We start from the raw sequence: 23,425 nt of genomic DNA, 5'->3' as shown, positions 1-23,425 counted from the left end.
CCTCCCTCGTTTCCCTCCCAAGACCATGGATGACGCGGCGCCACCGGCGACCGTGAACGAAGAGACTTTGTCATGATCCGGCACATCAAAACAGCCAAGGCCATCACCCAGGACGGCGGCGCCGACAGTGCGGTCACCACGGCGGTCGAGGCGCTTCTCGCCAAAGTCAGGGACGGCGGGGATAAGGCGGTTCGCGAACTCTCCGTCCGCTTCGACGGGTTCGACCGCGACTCCTATCGCCTGACCAGAGAGGAGATCGCCGCCTGCATCGATGCCTTGACGGTACAGGAACGCGCCGACCTCGACTTCGCGCAGGACCAGATCCGCCGCTTCGCCGAAGCCCAGAGGGCGGCGCTGAAGGACATCGAGGTCGAGACCCTGCCGGGCGTGATCCTCGGCCACCGGAATGTTCCGGTCCAGAATGTCGGCTGCTACGTGCCCGGCGGCAAATATCCGCTGCTCGCCTCCGCTCATATGACCGTGCTGACGGCGCGCGTTGCCGGCTGCGAGCGCGTCATCACCTGCGCCCCGCCCTTCCAGGGGAAGATCGCTCAGAAGATCGTCGCGGCTCAGGCCCTTGCCGGTGCGGACGAGATCTATTGCCTCGGCGGCGTGCAGGCGATCGCCGCCATGGCCTACGGCACCGAGACGATCGCGCCGGTCGACATGCTTGCCGGGCCCGGCAACGCCTATGTGGCGGAAGCCAAGCGCCTTCTTTTCGGCCGCGTCGGTATCGACCTCTTCGCCGGCCCGACGGAAACGCTGGTCATCGCGGACGACAGCGTCGACGGCGAGCTTGTCGCGACGGACCTCCTCGGCCAGGCCGAGCACGGCGTCAACTCGCCGGCCGTCCTCATCACCAATTCCGAAAAGCTGGCGCGCGATACGCTCGCCGAGATCGAGCGCCTCCTGAAGATCCTGCCGACGGCAGCCGTCGCCGGCAAGGCCTGGGAGGATTGCGGCGAGATCATCCTGTGCGACACGATCGAGGAGATGCTGGCCGAGGCCGACCGCGTCGCCTCCGAGCACGTCCAGGTGATGACCCGCGATCCGGACTACTTCCTCGACAACATGAGAAACTACGGCGCGCTGTTCCTCGGCGCGCGCACCAATGTCGCCTTCGGCGACAAGGTGATCGGCACCAACCACACCCTGCCGACCAACAAGGCGGCCCGCTACACCGGGGGCCTGTGGGTCGGCAAGTTCCTCAAGACCTGCACCTACCAGAAGATCCTGACCGACGAAGCCTCCGCCATGATCGGCGCCTACAGCTCGCGGCTCTGCCTGATGGAAGGTTTTTCCGGCCATGCCGAGCAAGCCAACATCCGCGTACGCCGCTACGGCGGGAAGAACGTCGGATACGCCATGCCGGTCGAGCCCAATTAACCGACACGCACAAGAGCCCGCCAGGGGCCGCGATCAAACCAACCAGAGAGGATGAAACCATGTCCAAGTTTATCGCCACAGCGCTTGCGGCGACCATGCTCATGCCCGTCGCCGCAAAGGCGGAAGGCCAGATCGAAGTTCTGCACCACTGGGTTTCGCAGAGCGAGGTGGAGGCGCTCAACGTCATCCGCAAGGATCTCGAGGCCAAGGGCTTCCAGTGGAAGGATTCGGCGGTCGGCGGCATGAGCGGCGCCAATGCGCAGCAGGCGCTGCGTGCGCGCCTGACGGCGGGCGACCCGCCGGGCGCCATGCAGTTCCTCGGCTGGGAAGGCGTGCAATGGGCCGAGCAGGGCGTGGTGCGCGACCTCAACGACCTCGCCACCGCAGGCGGCTGGCGCGCGGCGCTCGCCCCGCAGCTCCTGCCTTTCGTGACCTCGGGCGATGCTTTCATCGCCGCGCCCATCAACATGCACCGCCAGAACTGGGTCTGGGCCAACAAGAAGCTCTTCGACGATGCGGGCGTTGCCGTGCCGAAGAGCTGGAGCGAGCTGATCGAGACCGGCAAGAAGCTGAAAGAGAAGGGCATCGTCCCGATCGCAATGGGTGACGAGCCGTGGCAGATCGGCATCATCTTCGACGCGCTGCTGTCCGACATCAACGGGCCGGAATTCTACCAGAAGACGGCGATCGACCTCGATCCCGAAGCGCTCGGAAGCCCGGAGATGGTCAAGGTGTTCGATGCGCTGCGCGAGGTCCGCGGCCTCGTGGACGACAATTTCGTCGGCCGCGACTGGGCCGTGGCCACCGGCATGGTCATCAACGGCGAGGCGGCCATGCAGTTCATGGGCGACTGGGCCAAGGGCGAATTCCTCGCCAAGGGCCTGAAGCCCAATCAGGACTTCTACTGCTTCGCGACGCCCGGCAAGGTGACTTCCTTCCAGTATCTCATCGACAGCTTCGGCATGTTCATCGTGAAGGACGAGGCCGTACAGCAGGCGCAGGCCGCGCTTGCCGAGACCATCATGGACCCCAAGGTTCAGAAGGACTTCAATCTCATCAAGGGCTCGATCCCGGCGCGCAGCGACGTTTCGGTCGACGATTTCGACGATTGCGCCAAGCTCGGCTTCAAGGAGCGCGCGGAAGCCGTCGAGAAGGGCAGCATGCAGGGCGCGATGACGCATGGCTTTGCCGCCAAGCCGGAATTCGCTTCCGTCTTCAGCGATGTCGCCGCCCAGTTCTTCGTCGGCAAGATGAGCTCGGAGGACGCGGTGAAAATGCTGGTCTCCGGCATCGACAACGCCCGCTGATCCCACCGCCGTCAGGAGGGGCCGGCTCGCCGGCTCCTCCACAATACCCGCCATCGGAGCTGACCCATGAGCGCCTCTACGCGCATGTCCTCGCGATTGGCAGGCTGGCTACCGCGCCTCGTCGTCGCTCCCAGCCTGCTCGTCGTCATCGTCACGGTCTACCTGTTCATCCTGTGGACGGGCGTGATTTCCGTGACCTCGTCGAAATTCGTGCCGACCTATGATTTCGTGGGCCTCGAGCAATATGTCCGCCTCTGGGCGACGCCCCGCTGGCACACCGCCGTCGCCAACCTCTTCATCTTCTCGGCGCTCTTCCTGGCGCTCTCCACCGGCCTCGGACTGCTGATGGCGATCCTTCTCGACCAGAATATCCGGGCCGAGGGTGCGCTGCGCGCGATCTATCTCTATCCGATGGCGCTCTCCTTCATCGTGACGGGAACGGCGTGGAAATGGATCATGAATCCCGGCCTCGGCATCCAGAAGGTCGTCAACGATCTCGGCTGGACGGATTTCCGCTTCGACTGGATCACCAATCCCGACATGGCGATCTATACCGTCGTGGTGGCCGGCGTCTGGCAGTCCTCGGGCTTCGCCATGGCGATCTTCCTTGCGGGCCTGCGCGGTATCGACAATTCCGTCATCAAGGCGGCGCAGATCGAGGGCGCCTCGCTGCCGCTGATCTACCGGCAGATCATCATCCCCATGCTGCGCCCCGCCATGCTGAGCGTCGTCGTCCTCCTCAGCTACATCGCCATCAAGAGCTTCGACCTGGTGCTGGCTCTGACCAATGGCGGGCCGGGCACGGCGACCGAGCTGCCCTCGACCTTCATGTTCTCCGCGACCTTCCGGCGCAACCAGATGGGCGTCGGCGCGGCGAGCGCCGTCATGATGCTCATGACCGTCGCGGCCATCATCGTTCCCTATCTCTATTCCGAACTGAGGAGCGAGAACAATGACTGACGTCCTCTCCCGCTCCGGCAAGGTCCGGCTCGGCCGCCTCGTCGTCTACGGCTGCCTGTTCGTCGTCGCGCTCGTCTACCTGATGCCGCTCTGGGTCATGGTCGTGACGTCGCTGAAGCCGCTCGACGAGATCTATGGCGGCTCCTTCATCGGCCTGCCGAAGGCCATCACGCTCGATGCCTGGCGGGCGGCATGGTCCGAAGCCTGCATCGGCACCGAGTGCACGGGTCTGAAACCCTATTTCGTCAACTCGCTGCTGATGGTGATCCCGGCGGTGGCGCTGTCGACCGGCGTCGGGGCGATCAATGGTTATATCCTGACGAAGTGGAAGTTCCCCGGCGCGAACTTCGTCTTCGGCCTGCTGCTGTTCGGCTGCTTCCTGCCTTACCAGGCGATCCTCATTCCCATGGCCCGCACGCTCGGCCTTCTGGGGCTCGCGGGCTCCATCCCCGGCCTCGTCGCCGTGCATGCCTCCTACGGCATCTGCTTCACGACGCTGTTCTTCCGCAATTACTTCGTGTCGCTGCCGGACGAGCTGACCAAGGCGGCGATGGTCGACGGCGCGGGCTTCTTCCGCATCTTCTGGAGCGTCATCCTGCCGACCTCGATCCCGATCATCGTCGTGTCCTGCATCTGGCAGTTCACGCAGATCTGGAACGATTTCCTCTTCGGTGTCTCGTTCACGTCGGGCTCCAGCAGCCCCATCACGGTGGCGCTCAACAACATCGTCAACGTCACCACCGGTCGCAAGCAATACAACGTCGACATGGCCGCCGCCATGATCGCCGCCATCCCAACCCTGGTCGTCTATATCGTCGCGGGCCGCTATTTCGTCCGCGGGCTGACGGCCGGCGCCGTGAAAGGCTGAGCTCATGTCCACTCTTGAAATCGATCGCGTCCGCAAGGCCTATGGCCAGCTCGAGGTTCTGAAGGAGGTGTCGATCTCCATCGGAACCGGCGATTTCCTCGTGCTGCTCGGCCCCTCCGGCTGCGGCAAGTCCACGCTGCTCAACATGATCGCCGGGTTGGAGACGATCACCGGCGGCGAGATCCGCATCGCCGGAAAGACCGTCAACGACCTGTCGCCGAAGGACCGCGACATCGCCATGGTGTTCCAGTCCTACGCCCTCTATCCGACGATGACCGTGCGGCAGAACATCGAGTTCGGCATGAAGATCCGCCGGATCGCCCAGGCGGACCGCGACAAGGCCGTGAAGACGGCGTCGGACCTCCTGCAGATCACCCACCTCCTCGACCGCAAGCCCTCGCAGCTCTCGGGCGGCCAGCGCCAGCGCGTCGCGATGGGGCGGGCCATCGTGCGGGAGCCGAAGCTGTTCCTCTTCGACGAACCCCTGTCGAATCTCGACGCCAAGCTGCGCGTCGACATGCGCACCGAGATCAAGCGCCTTCACGCCCGCCTCGGCACGACGATCGTCTATGTCACGCACGACCAGATCGAGGCGATGACGCTCGCCACGCGCGTCGCCGTCATGAAGGACGGCGTGGTGCAGCAGCTCGACGAGCCGCAGGCCGTCTACGACCGGCCGGCCAATGTCTATGTCGCCCGCTTCGTCGGTTCCCCGGCAATGAACATCGTGCCGGCAGTGCTTGAGGCCGAGGGTACGATGGCGACGGTGGTGATCGACATCGCGCGGCGGCCGGCGGCGCGCATCGGCGGCATTTCCCTTTCCCCGGAGGCTCTGCGCCGCCATGCCGGCAGGAAGGTGCTGGTCGGTATCCGCCCGGAGAATTTCTCGATTGCGACAGAGGGCACCCCGGCTCTGACCGTCGATTTCGACGTCGTAGAGCCGACGGGCCCCGACACGCTTGCCGTCTTCCAGCTCGGCGGCGTCGAGGTGACGGCCCGGCTTCCGCCCCGGCAGGCCCATGCGGGCAAGGAGGCGGGGCTGGCGGTCGATACGTCCAAGATCGTGCTCTTCGACAGCGAAACCGAAACCCGTATCGACTGAGAAACTTCCATGACCGGGACGGCAGACATCGTCATCATCGGCTCCGGCATCGGCGGAGCTTCCCTGGCGCACAGCCTCGCGCCTTCGGGCCTCAAGATCGTCATCCTCGAACGGGGAGCGCATCTGACGGACACGCCCGATGCGCGCGACGATGTCGCCATCTTCCAGAAGGGGGTCTATCGCTCTTCCGAGGAATGGCTGGGTACCGACGGGAAAAGTTTCCTGCCGGGCAACTACTACTATGTCGGCGGCAATTCGAAGTTCTTCGGCGCGGTCATGTACCGTTATCGCCGCGAGGATTTCGCCGCGCGCCGCCACATGGACGGCGCGTCGCCCGGCTGGCCCCTGTCCTATGAGGAGCTTTCGCCCTGGTACGATGCGGCCGAGGAGATTTTCCGGGTGCGTGGCTCCGTCGCGGGCGATCCGACGGAACCGCCGCACGAAAAGCCCTATGGCTATCCGCCGGTCCCGGACGAACCGGCGATGGCCGCCGTCCGCCGCCGATTGGAAAAGGCCGGCGTCCATCCCGCCTCCCTGCCGCTGTCGATCGATATCGAGGCCTGGCTGAAGCGGGCTGCGACGGGATGGGATGCTTTCCCGAACACGGGGAAGGGCAAGATCGACGCGGAAGTGGGGCCGCTTGCCAGCGCCCTTGCCCATCCGAATGTCAGCCTGGTGACCGGGGCCGACGTCGTCCGTCTTGAGACCGACGCGGCGGGGCGGCGTGTCATCGCCGCCGTCTACCGGAAGGATGCGACCGAGCATCGCATCTCGGCGGATCGCTTCGCCGTTGCTGCGGGCGCGGTTCAGTCCGCCACCCTGCTCCTGCGGTCGGCGAGCAAGGCGCATCCGGCCGGTCTCGGCAACAGTTCGGATCAGCTCGGCCGCAACTTCATGAACCACAACACGACGGCGATGCTGGCGATCGATCCCTTCGCCGCCAACAGCTGCGTCTACCAGAAGACCATCGCGTTCAACGATTTCTACAACGCCGACAATGAATACGGCTTCCCGCTCGGTAACGTCCAGCTCCTCGGGCACATCACCGGCAACATCCTGAAGGCCAATCTGCCGATGCCCGCGCCGGCGTGGTTCGCAAGGCTCATGGCGCGCTACGCTTACGGCTGGTTCCTGACGAGCGAGGACCTCCCCAACCCGGAAAGCCGGGTGATGGTGCGCGACGGCCGCATCGTCATGCACTGGATACGTTCGAACATGCGCGCGCACGAGGCGCTGATCGGGAAAACCCGGGCCGTCATGCGCAAGGCCGGCTTCCCGATCGTGCTGACGCATACCTTCGGCCGCAAGACGACGTCGCATCAGTGCGGCACCGCGCGCCTCGGCGCCGATCCGCAGACCTCGGTGGTCGATCTCAACTGCCGCAGCCACGATGTCGAGAACCTCTACGTCACGGACGCATCCGTGCTGCCGACATCGGCCGCAGTCAACCCGGCGCTGACCATCGCCGCGCTCGCCATCAAGGCCGGCACCGCCATAACAAGGGGGCATTGAATGAACGTTCGGGACATGGGATCGGCGCGCCACGGCATTTTCCCGCGCGCCTCGGCCGGGATCGATATGTTCGACTATATCGTCGTCGGCGGCGGCTCGACCGGCTGCGTCGTCGCTTCGCGCCTTTCGGAGGACCCCGCCGTCCGCGTTCTCCTGATCGAGGAGGGGCCGCGCGACCTCAGCCCCTACATCCACATTCCCGGTGCCTACTACAAGACCGCGCAGGGCGATCTCCTGAAACGCATTCCCTGGGAGCCGATGCCCGAGCAGGAGCGTGAAGAGACGCCGACCATGGTGCAGGCACGGGTGCTCGGCGGCGGCAGCTCCGTCAACGCGATGATCTATATCCGCGGCGTGCCCGCCGACTACGAGCGATGGGTCGACCTCGGCGCGAAAGGCTGGGGTTACGGCGATGTGCTGCCCTTCTTCAAGCGTGCGGAGGACAACAACCGCTTCTGCAACGAAGCCCATGGCGTCGGTGGGCCACTCGGGGTTTCGGATATCGACTATATCCACCCGTTGACCCGCGCCTGGCTGCAGGCCTGCCAGCAGGCGGGCCTGCCCTACAATCCGGACTTCAACTCGGGTGATCCCGCCGGGTGCGGCCTTTATCAGATCACGGCGCGCAACGGTCGCCGCAACTCCGCCGCCGTCGCCTATCTCAACCCGGCGCGAGGGCGGCCCAACCTGCGCGTCGAGACCGGCACCGCGGTCACCCGCGTGTTGATCGAAAAGGGGCGGGCAGTCGGTGTCGAGTGTGTCAAAGGCAAGCGCAAGGTCGTCTACCGCGCCGACCGGGAGGTGATCGTCTCCACCGGTGCGATTGCTACGCCAAAGCTCCTTATGCTCTCGGGCATCGGTCCGGCGGAACCCATGCGGCGGCACGGGATCGAGGTCCATGCCGACCTGCCGGGTGTCGGACAGAACCTGCAGGACCATATCGAGATTTCGCTGGTCTACCAGCTCAACGGCCCGCACAGCTACGACAAGTACAAGAAGCTGCACTGGAAGGCTGCCGCGGGTCTCAACTACGCGCTCTTCCGCAATGGCCCCGCCTCGTCCAATCTCATCGAGGGCGGCGCCTTCTGGTGGGGCGACAGGAACGAAGCGACCCCCGATATCCAGTATTTCATGGTCGTTGGCGCGGGCATCGAGGAGGGCGTCGATGCGGTGCCCGGCGGCAATGGCTGCACGGTCAATCTCGGGCAGATCCGGCCGCGTTCGAGAGGCGAGGTCACGCTTCTCAGCGCGGACCCCGCCGCGAACCCGCGCGTGGCGCCCCGCTATTTTTCCGACCCTTACGATCTCGACGCGATAACGGACGGTACGATGGCGGCGTTCGACATCATGGCGCAGCCGGCCATCGCGAAATTCGTGGAGGCGCGCCACACGCCGGGGCCGTCGCTTCGCACGCGCGAAGAAATCCGCGCCTTCTGCGTCAAGGATGCCCATGCCGCCCTCCATCCCGCCGGAACGTGCCGGATGGGCCGCGACGACATGGCCGTGGTGGACCCGGAGCTGCGCGTGCATGGCATCGAGGGACTTCGCGTTGCAGACGCCTCGGTCATGCCGACGCTGATTTCGGGCAATCCGAATTCCGTCTGCATCATGATCGGTGAACGCGCTGCGGATTTCCTGCGCGGTTGATGCTTTTTGACTTGCGCATTATTGCGTTTTTATGCGTGTTCATGCATTAATTCTGCAGGTTCGTGCGTGAAGGGCAAAAAGATGAATCCAACTATCGTGGTCTTCGATATCGGCGGCGTGCTGATCGACTGGAATCCCGCCTATCTTTACCGCCAGCTCATGGCGGACGAGGCGGCGGTTTCGGCCTTCCTGGCGGAGGTCTGCACCCCGGCATGGAACGAACAGTTCGATGCCGGCCACCCTTTTGCCGCGGGCGTGGCGGAACTCGTGGCGAAACATCCCGAAAAGGCTGACCTGATCGAAGCCTATTGGCTGCGCTGGCATGAAATGCTGGGTGGTGAGGTCGCGGGGACCGCAGGGCTTCTCGGCCGGTTGAAGGCCGGCGGCGTTCCCGTCCATGCGATCTCCAACTGGTCGGCGGAGACTTATCCGAGAGCGCAGGAGATTTTCCCCTTCCTCGGGTCGTTCGACGTCCTCATCGTCTCCGGCCGCGAAAAACTCATCAAGCCGCATGCGCCGATCTTCGAGCGCTTCCTTGAGCGCGCAGGCGTCCGCGCCGAGGATTGCCTCTTCATCGACGATAATGCCGCGAACGTTGCGGCTGCTGCGGCGCTTGGCTTTCACACCGAGCATTTCCGCAATTCCGAAGCGCTGGAAGCCCGCTTGATCGCGCTCGGGCTCCTTGCCGCCGAGGCCGTGGAATGACCGGCGGCAAGAGGGAACTCGCGGCTCTGTCCCCGGAGGAGCGCCAGGCGGTCATCCTTGAAAAGACCAATGCCAGCGGACGTGTGCTTGCCGCCGAACTTGCCCAGGAATTCGGCGTTTCCGAGGATTCGATCCGCCGCGACCTGCGCGATCTCTCCGATGCGGGCCTGGTGCAGCGGTTTCACGGCGGCGCGGCGCGGCTGGTGACGCCGGCACTGGATTTCCAGCGCCGCGAAACGCTTCACATGGAAGAGAAACATTCGATTGGCCGGGCTGCGGCGGCTGTCATTCCCGACGGCGCTACGCTGCTGGTCGATACGAGCACGACGGTCGTCCGTTTCGTGCGCGCCCTTCCGGCGACGCTGTCCGTACGTATCATCACGGCGGCTGTCGATGTCGCGGCGGCGGCGCTCGACCATCCGAATGCTGAAGTGGTCATGCTCGGTGGCCGCCTTGGCAGGCTGACGCGTAGCGCGACCGGCATCGCTGCCATCGGCGCCGTCCGTGCACTGCGTGTCGATTACTGCGTCCTTGGCACCTGCGGCGTCGCCCAGGACCTGACGCTGCGTGCCGACGACTACGAGGACGCACTTCTGAAGGCGGCGATGATCCGTGCCGCCAACAAGACCTTGCTTCTGGCGACTGCCGACAAACTCGGACAGGCCGCGACCTATGAAGTCGCGCCGGTATCCGCTGTGTCGACGCTTTTCACCGGCACCAAGGATACCGCCATTCTCGATGCCGTTCGCGAGGCCGGCGTCGATGTCGAAATAGTCTGAAACTGCGGAGACGACGATGAGTGCCTCAATCGATCGGGATGCAAGGGCGGTTCTTCTGCCGGCTTTCGATACGCTCGATGTCTTGGATATTATGGTGCCCTTTCTGAAGGAGGGAGGATGCTCCGTCCTGATCGGCGAGACTCGTGCGGAGTATGTTGCCCGGGCGATGTCGACAGAAAGGCTGGCCTGCGAAACGCCGGACGGATTTCGCGCATCGATCGCGGCGCTTCAGGCCGTAACGCCTCACCTGATCGTCGCGGTCGATCAGGAGCTCGGCGGTATCCAGCGGCTCGCTGGCTTGGTTCCACCGCTTCCGACGCTCGACGAGGCACATACACTCTCTCCGGATACACTTGCAGAACGCTGCCGGATCACCGCCCAGGGCGCTCGCGCACTCGGTGTGTCGATGTTCCTTGCGCCCATCGCCGACATCATCGACGGCCAAAACGTTTGGCTGCGAGCACGCACGATGGGCTCTTATCCGCAAGCTGTGGCCCGGCTGGTTTCAGCCTTTGTAACGGGTGTCCAGGCCGCCGGCATCACAGCGGTGACGAAACATTTTCCAGGTTTCAACGATCTGGCAGAAGACCCCGCATTGACAGATGTTTGCCTGGGGACGCCGCTCGACCGCATTCTCCACAACATGCTGCCGTTCAAGGCCGCTATCGAGGCTGGGACAAAGGCGATCATGACAGGGCCGGCACCTGTCGCCGCGATAGACGGAAACAATTCAGCGAGCACCTCGCCGGCCGTTATGGCTATGCTGCGGTCTCAATTGGGATTCAACGGTCTAGTCGTCAGCGACGATCTGGACGCACCAGCCACCCTGCGCGGCCAATCACTCCTTGAAACGGCGATAGCTTCGCTGAATGCGGGTGCTGATCTGCTGCTCGTCGCGGGTGGGCCTCATCTAGGCGCGCTATCCGAAGGAATAGCGGCCGCCGCACTGCGCGGCGACATCAAGCGGCAGCGACTTGCCGACGCTGCCGCTCGTGTCAGACAAATTGCCGGAGGTGGCTAGCTCTCATCTGATTTTTTGATCAGACAGCGTCCGCACCGATGGCGACCAAAGCTGCGCGGCCGACCGCGAAGTCCTGCTCCCCTGTCCCGGAGCCCACGCCGATCGCGCCGGCAAGTTTCCCGCCGAAGCGGATAGGCAGGCCACCGGGCAATGGCGTTACGCCGCCTTGCGATGCGACCCCGGCAGATGTGCCGAATTCGAATGCCATGGAGCCCGTCGGCGCGTTGATCGATGCGGCGGTGCGTGCCTTGGCGCGTGCCGTGTGCATGCTCAGATACTTCGCTCCGTCCATCCGGATGCTTGCGATGGTTTCGCCGCTGCAATCAACGATGAAGATGCATTGGGGAACGGACAATTCCTCCGCCGCCTTAACGGCGGCTGACAGGGCCTCGATCGCGCCGGAGTGGGTGAGGACCAGGGTTTCTTTCGTGTACTTCATGGTTTTCGCTTTTCTTCGGTCGTTCAGGACAGGGGAGAGAAGGACGTCGGGGTCAGGATCCGGATCGCTTGGGTGTCGATCAGGCCCTTGATGCTGGCGAGATAGGGACCCCAGCCGGGATCGGCCAGCATGTGCGCCCTCTTCATCGTCCGTTCCGCGAGGTCTGTCCAGCGCCACATGGAGATGAAGTGATTCAATTCTCCGATTTCGGACGTGAAGAAACCAATCGGCTCACCAAGATGCGCGCGCTGAATCGGCAAGCCGAGTTTCATATAGTTTTCCATGAATTCGCCGAGGAAGCCTGCGCGAATCCGGTAATCCCGTTCTTCGAGAAGCATGGTCTTTTCCGTGAGTACGTTGGTATCGCCGTCGGCTCACCAGGCCGAGGCGCCGCCGTCGACAGTCATCATCGAGCCGGTCGCGAATTTGGATTCATCGCTTGCCAGATAGAGGATGGCCAAGGCGATGTCGTCCGGCTGACCGAGTTCGGCCATCGGAGAGCGCGCCTTGAGGCCGGCCACGAAGGCGTCCGGATCGGGGACTTCCTTCAGCATCTTGTCGTAATAGTTCGACCAGATGACGCCGGGGGCGACGGAGTTGACGCGGATTTTGTCCACGGCATGGTCGAGCGCCATCGCACGGGTGAGGGCAGCGACGCCACCTTTCGCGGCGACATAGGCGGCGCGATCCTTGATGCCGAAGGTGACGATGTTGGAAGCGGTATTGACGATGCTGCCGCCCCCGCGGGCCCGGAGGGCCGGAACCGCGTATTTCGAGCAGAGATAGACGCCCTTGAGATTGACGGCAACGATGTCGTCCCAGTCGTCTTCAGCCGTCGTCTCGACGGTGCCGATCATGCCGCGCCCGGCATTGTTGACGATGATGTCGAGGCCGCCGAACGTCGAGACGGCGAGCTCCACCATCGCCTTCACTTCGCCGCTGTCACGGACGTCGACCTTGATGCTGACTGCGCTCTCGCCGATCTTGCCGGCGACGGACCTGGCGGCATCGCCGTTGAAGTCGGCGACGACGACCTTCGCGCCTTCACGGGCGAAGGCTTCTGCGGTGGCCGCGCCGATACCAGCGCCTGCGCCGGTGACGATTGCGATTTTGTTTTCAAGACGCATGGTGTGACCTCACAGTTCTATTCTTTGAAAATGACGATGCAGTGCCTGCTCGACGCTCAGAGCCGCGAGCCAGGACGTTTTGGGATTGTCGGGAAGCGGCTTGTTTTCGAGCGAAATCTCGAATCTGCCGAAGGCGCCGGCGGCATTGACCTTATGGGTGTTGCCACTTGCATGCGGATCGGCGACCAGCGTTACCTTGGTGTCGGTAAAGCCGATCCCGGCAAGGGCGACCGCAGCCGTGACATTCGCGTTTTTTGGATACTGCAGCGAGGCTTCCGCCGCATTGCCCTCGAAAATGACGGTCCTCTGGCGGAGGCTGGCGAGGTCGACGCTCTGTTCCGCCGGCGTTCCCTTCCAGGCGGACGGCGGTTTGGTGCCCGTATAGATGACGCTTTCCAGACCTGCGATCTTCGCCGAGCGCAGCACATCGAGGCCGCCGATCGCGCCGGAGGCGACGGTCAGGCGGCTCCCTCCTTCCTCGGCAGCTTTTTCCAGCGCATGAAGCAACTCGGTATCGCTCAGGCTGCCGATCGAGACGACGATAACGTCGATGCCCGCGCGAAGGAGGGGTGGGACGGAATTCTTGACCGCTTGGTGGCTGGCACATTCCACGACCACCGAGGGCCCCCATTCAATGAGGGCGGCGACATCGTGGAAGACCTCTACGCCGTCGTGATCGACGGTCAGGTCGTGGGGAACGAGCGTGGCGGAAACTTCGATGCCGCTTCCGGAGGCGCGCAAGGAATGGTCGAGACTTTGCGCCATCGCGCCAAAGCCGATGACAGCGACTTTCTTGATGTCATTGTTCATCTGTTTCCTCCAGAAATTCTCGAAGGGTTTTGGCGTATCGCTCGGGATGAACCCGAGGAAAGAAGTGCGCCCCATCGATCACGGCGAGCCGTGCGCCGGGTATCACGGCGGCGAGCGTTCGGCTGTGGGCAAAGGGAATGAGGGCGTCGTCGGTGGCGCCGATGACGAGAGTGCGAGCGGTGATCCGCTGAAGGTCGCCGCTACGTTCGTCTGCAAGAAGCATCTCGATCCGCGCGGCGGCGACTTCCGGAGGCGAGAGCGCGTCCGTAGCGTTATCGATAGCCCGGTCGAGACTTTCAGTGTTCGCTTCGAGGAAGCTTGAAGGAAAGCCGATCGCATGGGTTAGTTTCTGGTACGCGATCGGCCCCGCGGTCCTCAATACGGCCAGGCGGGCTTCGAACATGGCGACGAAGCGAGCGTCCGGCTTCTCCCAACTGCCACTGATGACCAGCGATCTGACGAGAGCCGGTGCGTCGAGAGCGATGAACTGCGCCACTAGGCCGCCCGTCGAATGGCCGACGATATGGGCTGCGTCCACATTTTCCGCGCGGAGAATTTCCACGGCGTCCTCAGCAATCCTCGATACCGAATATTTGCCATGAGGCCTGTCGCTTCGCCCGGTTCCCCGATGATCGAACGAGATGACCTTGTAGCGATCGACAAGAAGCGGAACGATGTCGTTCCAGAAGCTTGCCGCTCCGCCGAGACCGGGAATGAGCAGCAAAGCTTCGCCTTCGCCGGAGACGTCATACGTCACCCGGCATCCATCGGACGCCAATAATGTGGGCATTTTCGTTCTCTGGGTTTAGAGTTTGTTGGCTGCGACGAACGCCGTGCGCTGCTCGATCTCCAGTACGTTTTCAGGCCGTGCGAACGGCTCCGGCGCCGCCTCGCCCGGCTGCATCGGGCGGCCGATCTCCTCGAAGAAATGTTCGAGGCCGTTCGGCTGGATGAACCAGAGCCAATGCAGTTCCTGGTCCTCGGACGTGTTGATGAACATGTGTTTCCGGTTGCGGCCGACGAAGATCGTCACGCCGGGTTCCGCGGGGTATTCGACGCCCTCGACGACAGCCTTGCCACGGCCGGAGATGAAATGCAGAACTTCATCGTGTACCGGATGCGCGTGCTCACGCACGTAGCCCTGCGGCGGCAAGGTTTGCGTCCCGAGGCTGAACGGCGTCTCCACACCGAGGAAGTCGGGAGAAATCCTGACGGAGATGTGGCCGTTGGCGGGAACCGGCTGCCAGAAGTTCTTGCCCTCTTCGGGCTTGAGGATCAGCAAGTCACCCTTGGCCGGGGTCTCTTCCGCTTTGTTTTCCATGGAATGTCTCCTTATGCGACTTCCGGCTGGTAATAATCGGCGGCTTCCTGCGGCAGCTTCTTGCCGAGGATGTCGTCCGCGAGTTTTTCAGCCATCATGATGACGGGGGCGTTCAGATTGCCGCTGACGATGGCGGGCATGATCGACGCGTCGATGACGCGGAGATTCTCGAAGCCGTGGACCTTGGCATGGGTATCCACCACAGACATGTCGTCGGTGCCCATGCGGCAGCTGCAGCACGGATGGTAGTTGGTGCCGGCTTCCTTCCTGAGGAATTCGAGCAGTTCTTCATCCGACTGGACCTGCTTGCCCGGCGTGACTTCTTCGCCGCGAATATCGTCCCAGGCGGGCTGGGCGACGATGCGGCGGATTTCCCTGATGGCCGCGATCGCCTGCTTCTGGTCTTCCTCGTCCTGGAGGAAGTTGAAGACGAATTTCGGTGCGATATTCGGATCGGCGCTCGCAAGCCAGACGCGGCCTTCGCTCTTGGGTCGCATCAGGCTCATGAAATACTGGAAGCCATTCTCCAGATTGACCGAACCGTGCTGCATCTCGCCGATGAGCGGAACGAATTCCAGCTGCACGTTCGGAACCGTGAATTTCGGATCGGTACGGAAGAAGCCGCCGACCTCGAAGAAGTTTGTAGCGCCCAGGCCCGTCTTGGCCAGAAGCCACTGCAAACCGAGCTTGAGCTTGCCGAAAGTGGTAAGCTGGCCGACGACCGAGACCGGCTTGGTCGCGCGATATTGGACGGGGGCGGCGACGTGATCCTTCAGGCCACGCCCGACGCCCGGCAGATCCTTGACGACGGGGATGGACAGCTTGCGCAGTTCCCCGGCGTCGCCGATACCGCTCAGCATCAGGAGCTGTGGAGAGTTGAGGGCGCCGGCGGCGAGAAGAACTTCCCTGTCCACATTGATTGAATATGCCTTGCCGGAAATGGTCGCCTTGACGGCGACGGCGCGGTTGCCGTTGAACTCGATCTTGGTGACTTTCGCGCTGACGACGACGTCGAGATTGTCCCGCTTCGGCTGTGCGTGAATGTAGGCCTGCGACGTGCTCCAGCGGATACCGTGGCCGACATTGCGCTGGGTGATATGGACACCTTCCTGACGTAGCGCGTTGTGGTCCTCGATATAGGGATGTCCCGCCTGTTCGCCGGCCTTCAAGAACGCCCTGTACAAGGGGCTGTTGGCCTTGCAGGTCTCGATGATCATCGGGCCTTTGCCGCCGCGATACTTGTTGGAGCCCTTGTCCGACGTTTCCGCTTTACGGAAGTAGGGAAGGACATCCTTGTAGCTCCAGCCCGTGAGGCCGAGCGCTTCCCAGTTGTCGTAATCCCAGGGATTGCCGCGAACCCAGTTCATGCCGTTGATCGAGGACGAGCCGCCGAGTACGCGGCCTCGCGCTTCAAGGACGGTCCTGTTGTTGAGATACGGTTCAGGCTCGGAGGTGTAGAACCAGTTGAAGCGGTCATTGGCCAGCGGCAGCGGCAGCGCAGCGGGCATGCGGATGTGGATGTGCTGGTCCGAGGGGCCTGCTTCGAGCAGGAGCACCCGGTGCTTGCCGTCTTCGGACAGCCGGCCTGCCAGAACGCTGCCGGCGGAGCCGGAGCCGATGATGATGTAGTCGTAGGTGCCTCTGGAGGGCGTTTTTGAAATCTTGCTCATGCCGGATGCCGTCGTGGTCTTGGGGTTGCCTGAGCGTATCTGTCGTAGTTCGACGGTCGCCCGCGTGAGTTCCTGTGAGAATGGCATTCGCTATCCTCAGGTTGGTGTCTTCCAGGTGTCGCCCAGCTTGTAACCGGTCGGGAACGGGTCGCGCGGATCCAGAACGTACTGGTGGAAAGCGGTGATCCAGGCCGAGCCCGTGATCGCCGGCCGCACGGCGGTCCGCCCCGCCACGGTCGTCGTTCCGAGAATTTCGCCGATGAACTCGGTGCCGATGATGGATTCGTGCACGAACTTTTCGCCGACGCCGATCTGCCCCTTCGCGTGCATCACGGCAAGCCGCGCGCTCGTACCTGTTCCGCAGGGCGACCGGTCATGCCTGCCGGGGGAAACGATCACTGTATTCTTCGCCCGCTTCACGCCGTTCTCGCTGCGGAGCGGGCCGGCGAACAGCGTCTGGTTGATGGTGTGGATTTCCGGGTTTTCCGGGTGGACGGCGGGTATCTGCTCGGCCGCCGCCAGCTTGATCTTCTCGCCGACATCGACCAGTTCGGCGGCCTCGTCCTGGGTGATGCCGTAGCCCAACTTCTGGGCATCGACGAGGACGTAGATCATGCCGCCATAGGCGACATCGACGACCATCGAGCCGAGGCCCGGAACCTCGATCGTCCTGTCCAGCGCCATGGTGAAGGCGGGCACGTTGTCGAACGTAATGCTTTCACATTTGCCGTCACGGCATTGCGCCGTTACGCGCACCAGACCCGCCGGCGCCTCGAGCGTGAGCGTCGTCACGGGCTCGATCATCGGCACCATGCCCGTTTCGAGAAGAACGGTAGCCGTGCAGATGGTGTTCGTGCCGGACATGGGGACGTAATATTCCGACTCCATGATGATGAAGCCTGCGTCGGCATCCGGATGGGTGGCCGGCAGCACAAGGTTCACGCACTGCGAGACCTTGCCACGCGGCTCATGGAGGAGAAACTGACGAAGCTCGTCACCGTTCCTCTCCAGATACTGCATCTTCTCGAAAATAGTCTTGCCGGGGACCGGAAGAACGCCGCCCGTTATGACTTCATTCAGCTCGCCTGCCGCGTGGGCGCCGACGACATTGACCATTTTGCTGAAGCGCATTCCTCGCCATCCCCATGATGCATGTCGAACTGAGGCAGGCCAGTTCGATATTCATGAGGCTGACTTGTAAACGTTTTCTGGGGGGCGGTCAATAAACGTTTTCTCGTTGCGTCATGCCGCGCGGTCGGACGCCTTCGGGGGTACGGTGATGGAATTGCGCAAGATCAGGCTGGTCTCGAACTGCATGGAGGTCAGGCTTTCGCCTTGCTCAAGGCTTGCGATCATTGCGCGTGCAGCGTAGCGCCCCATGTCTCCGACGGGGACCGAGAGGGTCGTCAGCGGTTGGTAAAGAAGGGGTGCGAAGCTCATGTCTTCAAAGCCGCTCACGGACATCTGGCGGGGAACGTCGATCCCGAGTTTCCGGCACTCGGAGAGGACCCCGCAGGCCAAAAGGCCAGTATTGCACATTACGGCCGTAACCTTTGGATTTTGCTCGATAATCCTGCGAAACGCCAACCCGCCGTCATTGATGGTGTATCCGGGCTGAACGACCTGCATGACCGTATTCAGGTCGTGGTCCCGCATCATCTGCTCATATGCATTCAGTCGGGATTGCTGCCTGTCGTTGCCTTGCGTTGGGCCGGAGATCAGCGCGATGTCCTTGTGTCCGAACTGGAGCATGAGCTCCGCGATTTTCTGCGTGCATTTTGCATTATCGATTCCGACGGAGGGTAGAGGGTGCCCCTCCAGGTAGGAATATACCTGTAGCACCGGAATCGGGTTTTTCTCGATGAATTCCAGCAAGCGTTTGTCGTCTACCCGTCCAAATACAAGTAATCCTTCAGCTCCGCGGTTGAACAGCCTGAATGCGGCGTCGAAAATCGTTGTATTGTCGTAGCCCGATGTCTGAAGAAAACCCGCATAGTCTTGCGCGAAGAGCGTTTCCTGGATGCCGTGCGCCAGTTCGGAAAAGATCGGGTCGTCGAGACGTGGCAGGAGCGTGCCGATCGTGCGGGTGCGCGCCAGGCGCAGGGCCTTGCCGGCGGAATTTGTCGTGTATCCAAGCTGTGCCGCGGCCTTAAGCACCCGCTCAGACATTTCCTTGTTCACATTCTCCGGCTTGTTGAGCACGCGAGAGACCGTGGCGATGGATACGTTTGCCAACTTCGCCACATCGTGAACCGTTACCCCGCGCCCGGTCTGACGTTTGTTTTTCATGGATTTTCTACTGCTCCTGCGGGGCCTAAGTCCTTGTCTGCTGCTCGTGCATAATGGATGTATTTCTTCAGATTTCAATCACCCCGCCAGAATCCGGATTGACAACGGATATTCCTGGTGCATTCTGGTAAACGTTTACTAGCTCGCACATAGGCGGCTGCGTCGCGCAATCAATAAATTGGGGAGCCCAAACGATGCATGGACATTTCACACCTGAACTCAAGCGCCGAACTCTGCTCAAGATGCTGGCCATCGGGGCGGCGGCGACAACGCTGTCTCCAGCGACCCGCGCATGGGCCGCGAGCACGTTGAACATCCTGAACAGCAACACCGCCTGGGCCGGCGCTCTTACCGGCGGCGTCGCGAAGGCATATACCGGCGCGCAGATCACGGGCGAAGGCAATCCTTATGAAGCCCATTACGAGAAGCTGCTGATCGAACTCAGCCAGGGTTCCAGCACCTTCGACATCTTCACCACCGACAATCTCTGGATCCGGCAGCCGCTGCGCAACGGCTGGGCAAGCGCGTTCGAGGATATCCGCGCGGAAGACGCCTCGCTGCCGGAAATCAGCGTGGGCAAACTTGCGCCTGCCTCCACGACCTATACGGAGTACGACGGCAAGCGCTGGGGCCTGCCGCTCGTCATGACGACCCCGGTCTTCGTCTATCGCAAGGATCTGTTCGAAAAGGCCGGCATCACGAAGGTGCCGACGAACTGGGACGAATATCGCGACGCGGCCGAGAAGCTGCATTCGGATGACGTCGCGGGCAACGTCCTGCTGCTCGGCGGTCAGGACGCGCATATGAGCGGCGACTGGGGCAGCCGCCTGATGGGCATGACCAAGATCGCCCCGAACGACGACGGCGTGCTCGACGAGAACAACAAGGTGGTGTTCAATTCCGAGGGCCAGGGCGCCCGCGCGATCGAGCGCCTGCGCGAGGTGCTGCCCTTCACGCCGAAGGGCGTCGAAGGCTTCGACTATGCGGAAGGCTCCTCCATCATGCAGCAGGGCAAGGCTGCAATGATGATCACCTGGTCGGACGTCATCGTCGGCATCGAGGACGGTCCGTTCAAGGGCAAGTTCGGTTACACTGTCTCGCCGACGGAGAAGTTCGAACAGCAGATGGTCGGCGGCTGGTCGATCCTCATCAATGCCGCGTCGGAAAACAAGGCGGAGGCCTACAAGTTCCTCAAGTGGATGAGTGAAGGACAGGCCTACGAGCTGTTCCGCGAGAACGGCGAGTCGTCGCTTTGCCTCCAGGCGGACATCGACAATCCTGAAATCGTCGCCAAGGTGCCGATGCTGCAGGCTTTCCGGGACTTCCCGGCACGCGGTACGACCCCGGTTTCGATCCCGCCGTACCGCCTGACCAATGCGGTCGAAGTGCAGCGGGTGCTCTACGAAAACATCCTTGCGGGCGTGAACGGTCGCAAGACACCTCAACAGGCGATGGAAGACGCCGAGGCCGCGCTGGCTTCCGTCATCCGCACCTGACCGAAAGCGTGTCGCGGGCATGGCTGCTGGCCATGCCCGTTTCTATTGGGGAACTTGAAAATGGCCAAAAGTGGCACCATCAACGCGCCGGCTTTGCCGCTGGGTGCGACGAAGGCAGTCCGCGCGGGCGAGAAGAGCGTTCCTACGCTCCTGCTTGCGCCGACGATGATCATCATGACGATCGTCGGCCTCTATCCGCTGCTGCATTCGCTCTACATATCGCTGACCAATTACAACCCGACATTCGGCACGTCCTACTCGTTTATCGGGTTCGCAAACTACGCCCGCGCCTTCGGCGATGGCCAGTTCTGGTACTCCGTCGGCCTGACCCTCGCCTTCACGGCAATCAGCGTCGCGCTTTCCTTGACGTTGGCCGTGCTTCTGGCGCTGCTGTTCAATCAGTACCGTTTCGGCTTCGTGGTCCTGCGCACCTTCCTGCTCATTCCGATGCTGATCACGCCGATCGCCGTCGGCATCACATGGCGCACGATGATGATGCCCGATCTCGGCGTCCTGAACTATTTGCTCTCGCTGATCGGTGTGAGCCATCTGTCCTGGGCCAGTTCACCCTCGAGCGCGCTCGCCTCGGTGATCCTCGTCGACGTCTGGCAGTGGACGCCGTTCATGTTCATCATCATCTTCGCAGGGCTCCGCTCTCTCCCCAAGAGCCCGTTCGAAGCCGCCGCGATCGATGGGGCAGGGCACCTTGCCACGTTCATGAACGTGACCCTGCCGATGCTGAAGCCGGTGATCGTCATTGCGACCCTTCTTCGCATCGTCGACGCCTTCCGCACCTATGACACCGTCTACATCATCACCCGCGGCGGCCCGGACTTCGCGACGGACCTCCTCAGCGTCTATCTCCAGCGGGTGAATTTCCGCATCTTCGATCTGGGTTACGGCTCGGCGCTCTCGTGGATCGCCCTTGTCATCGTGCTCGTCGTCGTCCTCGTCTTCGTGAATCTCACCGGGTTCCTGAAGCTGGTCGCCGACAAAGAAAACCGCTGAGGAGATCGCTCATGTCGAACAGCCGAATTCTCAAGAGCGGCGCCGGCGCGCTGGCTGCATATGGCTTGGCGATCGCCGCCGCGCTCTTCTTCGCGTTTCCGATTTTCTGGATGGTGACTTCCTCCTTCAAGAGCGAAGTCGACATTTCGGCCTATCCCCCTGTCTGGAGCTTCTCGCCGACCCTGGCGAACTATACACAGCTCTTCACCGAGCTGAACGCATGGCAGGCCCTGTTGAACAGCGCGCTGATCGTCGGCCTCGCCACTTGCATCGCGATGGCGGCGGGAACGATGGCGGCCTACGCGCTCGCCCGCTTCGACGTCAAGGGCAAGGAATTCCTCGCTTTCGAGATCCTTTCGATCCGCATGCTGCCGCCGATCGTGAGCGTCATTCCGATGTTCATCATCGCCCGCCAGCTGGGGATTTTCGATACGCCCTGGCTGCTGATCGCGGCTTACGCCCTCTCCGGCCTGCCCTTCGTCGTCTGGGTCATGCGCGTCTTCATCCAGGATATTCCGCAGTCCATCGAGGAGGCGGCGATGATCGACGGCTGCAGCCGCTTCGAAACCTTCTGGCGCGTCACGCTTCCGCTTCTGTTGCCGGGCCTCGCCGCGACGATGGTCATCGTCTTCATGTTCGCCTGGAACGAGTTCCTGCTCGCCAGCATGCTGACCTCGCAGGAGGCCAAGACGCTTCCCGTCATCGCCGCCAACGCGATCAAGCCAAAGGCCATCGCCTGGGGCCTCGCCTCCGCAGCCGGCGTGATGATGTCGCTTCCCGTCGTCGTCCTCGTTCTTCTGATGCAACGCTACCTCGTCCGCGGCCTCACGCTCGGCGCGGTCAAAGGGTAAGGAATTCTCGAAATGGCAATCAATATCGATACCGTCTACAAGCAGTTCGGCGCGCTGAAGGTCGTCAACGGCGTTTCCGTCGATATCAAGGATGGCGAGTTCTTCGTGATGCTCGGCCCCTCGGGCTGCGGAAAGACCACGACCCTGCGCATGGTCGCCGGCCTGGAGCTGCCTACAGCCGGCCGCATCAGCATCGACGGCGCCGACATGACCTACGCCGAGCCCCGTCACCGCGATATCGCCATGGCGTTCCAGGACTACGGTCTCTACCCGAACATGACGGTCTTCAAGAACATCGAGTTTCCCCTGAAGATCCGCAAGCTCGACATTCGCGAGCGTGCACGCAAGGTGGAGGACACCGCTGAAAAGCTCGGGCTTGGCGAACTGCTCCAGCGCAAGCCGTCGCAGCTTTCGGGAGGCCAGCGTCAGCGTGTTTCGCTCGCGCGGGCGCTCGTTCGCAACCCCAAGGTATTCCTCATGGACGAGCCGTTGTCCAATCTTGACGCAAAGCTGCGCGCCGTCATGCGCACGGAAATCAAGAAGCTCGTCACGAACCTCGGCATCACCACGATCTACGTCACGCACGACCAGATCGAAGCGATGGCGATGGCGGACCGCATCGCGGTCATGAGCAGGGGCAACATGGTCCAGGTGGCCTCGCCGCTCGAAATCTATGACCGGCCCAAGACGCGCTTCGTCGCGGAGTTCATCGGGTCGCCGCCGATGAACCTGTTCCCCGCGCAGCTCAAGGCCGGTGGCACCGTTACCTGCATCCTTCCGAACTTTGCCCATTCGCTTTGCGACGACGAGCGCGCGTTCGCAGCACAGATCGTTGACGGCAACGGCGGCCTGCTCCTGGGCATCCGGCCGGAGCATCTGATCGTCGCGAAAGCCGGCGCACAGGGCGCGACGGACGCGCTTGTCGAGCTGGTCGAGCCGCTCGGGCAGACCACGAACATCTATGTCAGCGTGGGTGACGTCCGCTTCGTCATCGTCACCGACAGGACCACGGTGAAGGCGGGAGACACGATCGGAGTTGTCGCTCCGTCCGAATTGCTGCGTGTCGTGGCCAACGATGACGCCGTGGTGCGCCACTGACCACCGTCGCCGCAGAAAATTGAAAGGAA

General features: G+C 62.7%; 23 protein-coding genes. 14 read left to right on the top strand and 9 right to left on the bottom strand.

All coding sequences use genetic code 11. From position 1 onward, the window contains the following. Positions 1–72 precede the first annotated feature (72 nt). The 10 genes from hisD to ACZ48C_RS21240 all read left to right on the top strand — a co-directional run bounded on the left by hisD (position 73) and on the right by ACZ48C_RS21240 (position 11,287). Positions 73–1,386, top strand: a complete 1,314-nt coding sequence (gene hisD, locus ACZ48C_RS21285; protein WP_464782874.1) for a histidinol dehydrogenase — start codon at positions 73–75, stop codon at positions 1,384–1,386. Between the two features lie 59 nt (positions 1,387–1,445). Next, positions 1,446–2,693 carry an ABC transporter substrate-binding protein gene (locus ACZ48C_RS21280; protein WP_464782873.1) on the top strand — a complete coding sequence of 416 codons (1,248 nt, stop codon included), beginning with the start codon at positions 1,446–1,448 and terminating at the stop codon, positions 2,691–2,693. 66 nt (positions 2,694–2,759) lie between these two features. Then, positions 2,760–3,653 carry a carbohydrate ABC transporter permease gene (locus tag ACZ48C_RS21275; RefSeq protein ID WP_119255021.1) on the top strand — a complete coding sequence of 298 codons (894 nt, stop codon included), beginning with the start codon at positions 2,760–2,762 and terminating at the stop codon, positions 3,651–3,653. Beyond that, the gene (locus ACZ48C_RS21270) at positions 3,646–4,521 is read left to right on the top strand and encodes a carbohydrate ABC transporter permease (protein ID WP_318912807.1); all 876 of its coding nucleotides are present in this window, start codon (positions 3,646–3,648) and stop codon (positions 4,519–4,521) included. The genes ACZ48C_RS21275 and ACZ48C_RS21270 overlap by 8 nt, the downstream gene beginning before the upstream one ends. 4 nt (positions 4,522–4,525) lie before the next feature. Beyond that, the gene (locus ACZ48C_RS21265) at positions 4,526–5,623 is read left to right on the top strand and encodes an ABC transporter ATP-binding protein (protein ID WP_464782872.1); all 1,098 of its coding nucleotides are present in this window, start codon (positions 4,526–4,528) and stop codon (positions 5,621–5,623) included. A 9-nt stretch (positions 5,624–5,632) separates the two neighbouring features. Further along, on the top strand, positions 5,633–7,135 hold the full coding sequence (locus tag ACZ48C_RS21260) for a GMC oxidoreductase (protein ID WP_464782871.1): 1,503 nt from the start codon (positions 5,633–5,635) through the stop codon (positions 7,133–7,135). A gap of 66 nt (positions 7,136–7,201) precedes the next feature. Continuing rightward, complete coding sequence (locus ACZ48C_RS21255) at positions 7,202–8,782, top strand: GMC family oxidoreductase (RefSeq protein ID WP_464783969.1); 1,581 nt, start codon at positions 7,202–7,204, stop codon at positions 8,780–8,782. Between the two features lie 81 nt (positions 8,783–8,863). Further along, a complete protein-coding gene (locus ACZ48C_RS21250; protein WP_464782870.1) occupies positions 8,864–9,487 on the top strand; it encodes an HAD-IA family hydrolase in 624 nt (207 codons plus the stop codon). Further along, on the top strand, positions 9,484–10,266 hold the full coding sequence (locus ACZ48C_RS21245; RefSeq protein WP_464782869.1) for a DeoR/GlpR family DNA-binding transcription regulator: 783 nt from the start codon (positions 9,484–9,486) through the stop codon (positions 10,264–10,266). The genes ACZ48C_RS21250 and ACZ48C_RS21245 overlap by 4 nt, the downstream gene beginning before the upstream one ends. 16 nt (positions 10,267–10,282) lie before the next feature. Beyond that, positions 10,283–11,287: a glycoside hydrolase family 3 N-terminal domain-containing protein gene (locus ACZ48C_RS21240; RefSeq protein ID WP_464782868.1), complete on the top strand. Its 1,005-nt coding sequence runs from the start codon at positions 10,283–10,285 to the stop codon at positions 11,285–11,287. Positions 11,288–11,306: 19 nt separating this feature from the next. Here ACZ48C_RS21240 and ACZ48C_RS21235 read toward each other — a convergent pair whose 3' ends face one another. From ACZ48C_RS21235 to ACZ48C_RS21195, 9 genes are all read right to left on the bottom strand, one after another. Then, positions 11,307–11,726 carry a GlcG/HbpS family heme-binding protein gene (locus tag ACZ48C_RS21235; protein ID WP_119255014.1) on the bottom strand — a complete coding sequence of 140 codons (420 nt, stop codon included), beginning with the start codon at positions 11,724–11,726 and terminating at the stop codon, positions 11,307–11,309. A gap of 23 nt (positions 11,727–11,749) precedes the next feature. After that, the gene (locus tag ACZ48C_RS21230) at positions 11,750–12,064 is read right to left on the bottom strand and encodes an NIPSNAP family protein (RefSeq protein ID WP_119255013.1); all 315 of its coding nucleotides are present in this window, start codon (positions 12,062–12,064) and stop codon (positions 11,750–11,752) included. A gap of 36 nt (positions 12,065–12,100) precedes the next feature. Then, positions 12,101–12,853: an SDR family oxidoreductase gene (locus ACZ48C_RS21225; protein WP_318912802.1), complete on the bottom strand. Its 753-nt coding sequence runs from the start codon at positions 12,851–12,853 to the stop codon at positions 12,101–12,103. Between the two features lie 9 nt (positions 12,854–12,862). Continuing rightward, entirely contained in the window at positions 12,863–13,663 is an 801-nt protein-coding gene (locus ACZ48C_RS21220; protein ID WP_464782867.1) for an aspartate dehydrogenase, read from the bottom strand. After that, complete coding sequence (locus tag ACZ48C_RS21215) at positions 13,653–14,420, bottom strand: alpha/beta fold hydrolase (RefSeq protein WP_464782866.1); 768 nt, start codon at positions 14,418–14,420, stop codon at positions 13,653–13,655. Before ACZ48C_RS21215 ends, ACZ48C_RS21220 begins: the two co-directional genes overlap by 11 nt. Before the next feature lie 48 nt (positions 14,421–14,468). Beyond that, entirely contained in the window at positions 14,469–14,984 is a 516-nt protein-coding gene (locus ACZ48C_RS21210; RefSeq protein WP_464782865.1) for a cupin domain-containing protein, read from the bottom strand. An 11-nt stretch (positions 14,985–14,995) separates the two neighbouring features. After that, a complete protein-coding gene (locus tag ACZ48C_RS21205) occupies positions 14,996–16,654 on the bottom strand; it encodes a choline dehydrogenase (protein WP_464783968.1) in 1,659 nt (552 codons plus the stop codon). A 96-nt stretch (positions 16,655–16,750) separates the two neighbouring features. Beyond that, positions 16,751–17,785, bottom strand: a complete 1,035-nt coding sequence (locus ACZ48C_RS21200) for a proline racemase family protein (protein WP_464782864.1) — start codon at positions 17,783–17,785, stop codon at positions 16,751–16,753. 111 nt (positions 17,786–17,896) lie between these two features. Further along, positions 17,897–18,943 carry a LacI family DNA-binding transcriptional regulator gene (locus ACZ48C_RS21195; protein ID WP_162911237.1) on the bottom strand — a complete coding sequence of 349 codons (1,047 nt, stop codon included), beginning with the start codon at positions 18,941–18,943 and terminating at the stop codon, positions 17,897–17,899. 194 nt (positions 18,944–19,137) lie between these two features. Here ACZ48C_RS21195 and ACZ48C_RS21190 point away from each other — a divergent pair, with 194 nt between their 5' ends. From ACZ48C_RS21190 to ACZ48C_RS21175, 4 genes are read left to right on the top strand one after another with little or no spacing between them, the layout of a single operon-like run. Continuing rightward, positions 19,138–20,439 carry an ABC transporter substrate-binding protein gene (locus tag ACZ48C_RS21190; protein WP_119255006.1) on the top strand — a complete coding sequence of 434 codons (1,302 nt, stop codon included), beginning with the start codon at positions 19,138–19,140 and terminating at the stop codon, positions 20,437–20,439. A gap of 60 nt (positions 20,440–20,499) precedes the next feature. Next, positions 20,500–21,447 (top strand): carbohydrate ABC transporter permease, encoded by a 948-nt coding sequence (locus tag ACZ48C_RS21185; RefSeq protein WP_464782863.1) that lies wholly within the window; start codon positions 20,500–20,502, stop codon positions 21,445–21,447. Between the two features lie 11 nt (positions 21,448–21,458). After that, positions 21,459–22,298 carry a carbohydrate ABC transporter permease gene (locus tag ACZ48C_RS21180; protein ID WP_119255004.1) on the top strand — a complete coding sequence of 280 codons (840 nt, stop codon included), beginning with the start codon at positions 21,459–21,461 and terminating at the stop codon, positions 22,296–22,298. A gap of 12 nt (positions 22,299–22,310) precedes the next feature. Beyond that, a complete protein-coding gene (locus tag ACZ48C_RS21175) occupies positions 22,311–23,396 on the top strand; it encodes an ABC transporter ATP-binding protein (protein ID WP_464782862.1) in 1,086 nt (361 codons plus the stop codon). Positions 23,397–23,425: the final 29 nt, after the last annotated feature.

This window comes from Shinella sp. 1A1 (assembly GCF_055379515.1).
The sequence above is the reverse complement of the archived record's forward strand: the minus strand, read 5'-3'. Positions and strand labels throughout refer to the sequence as shown.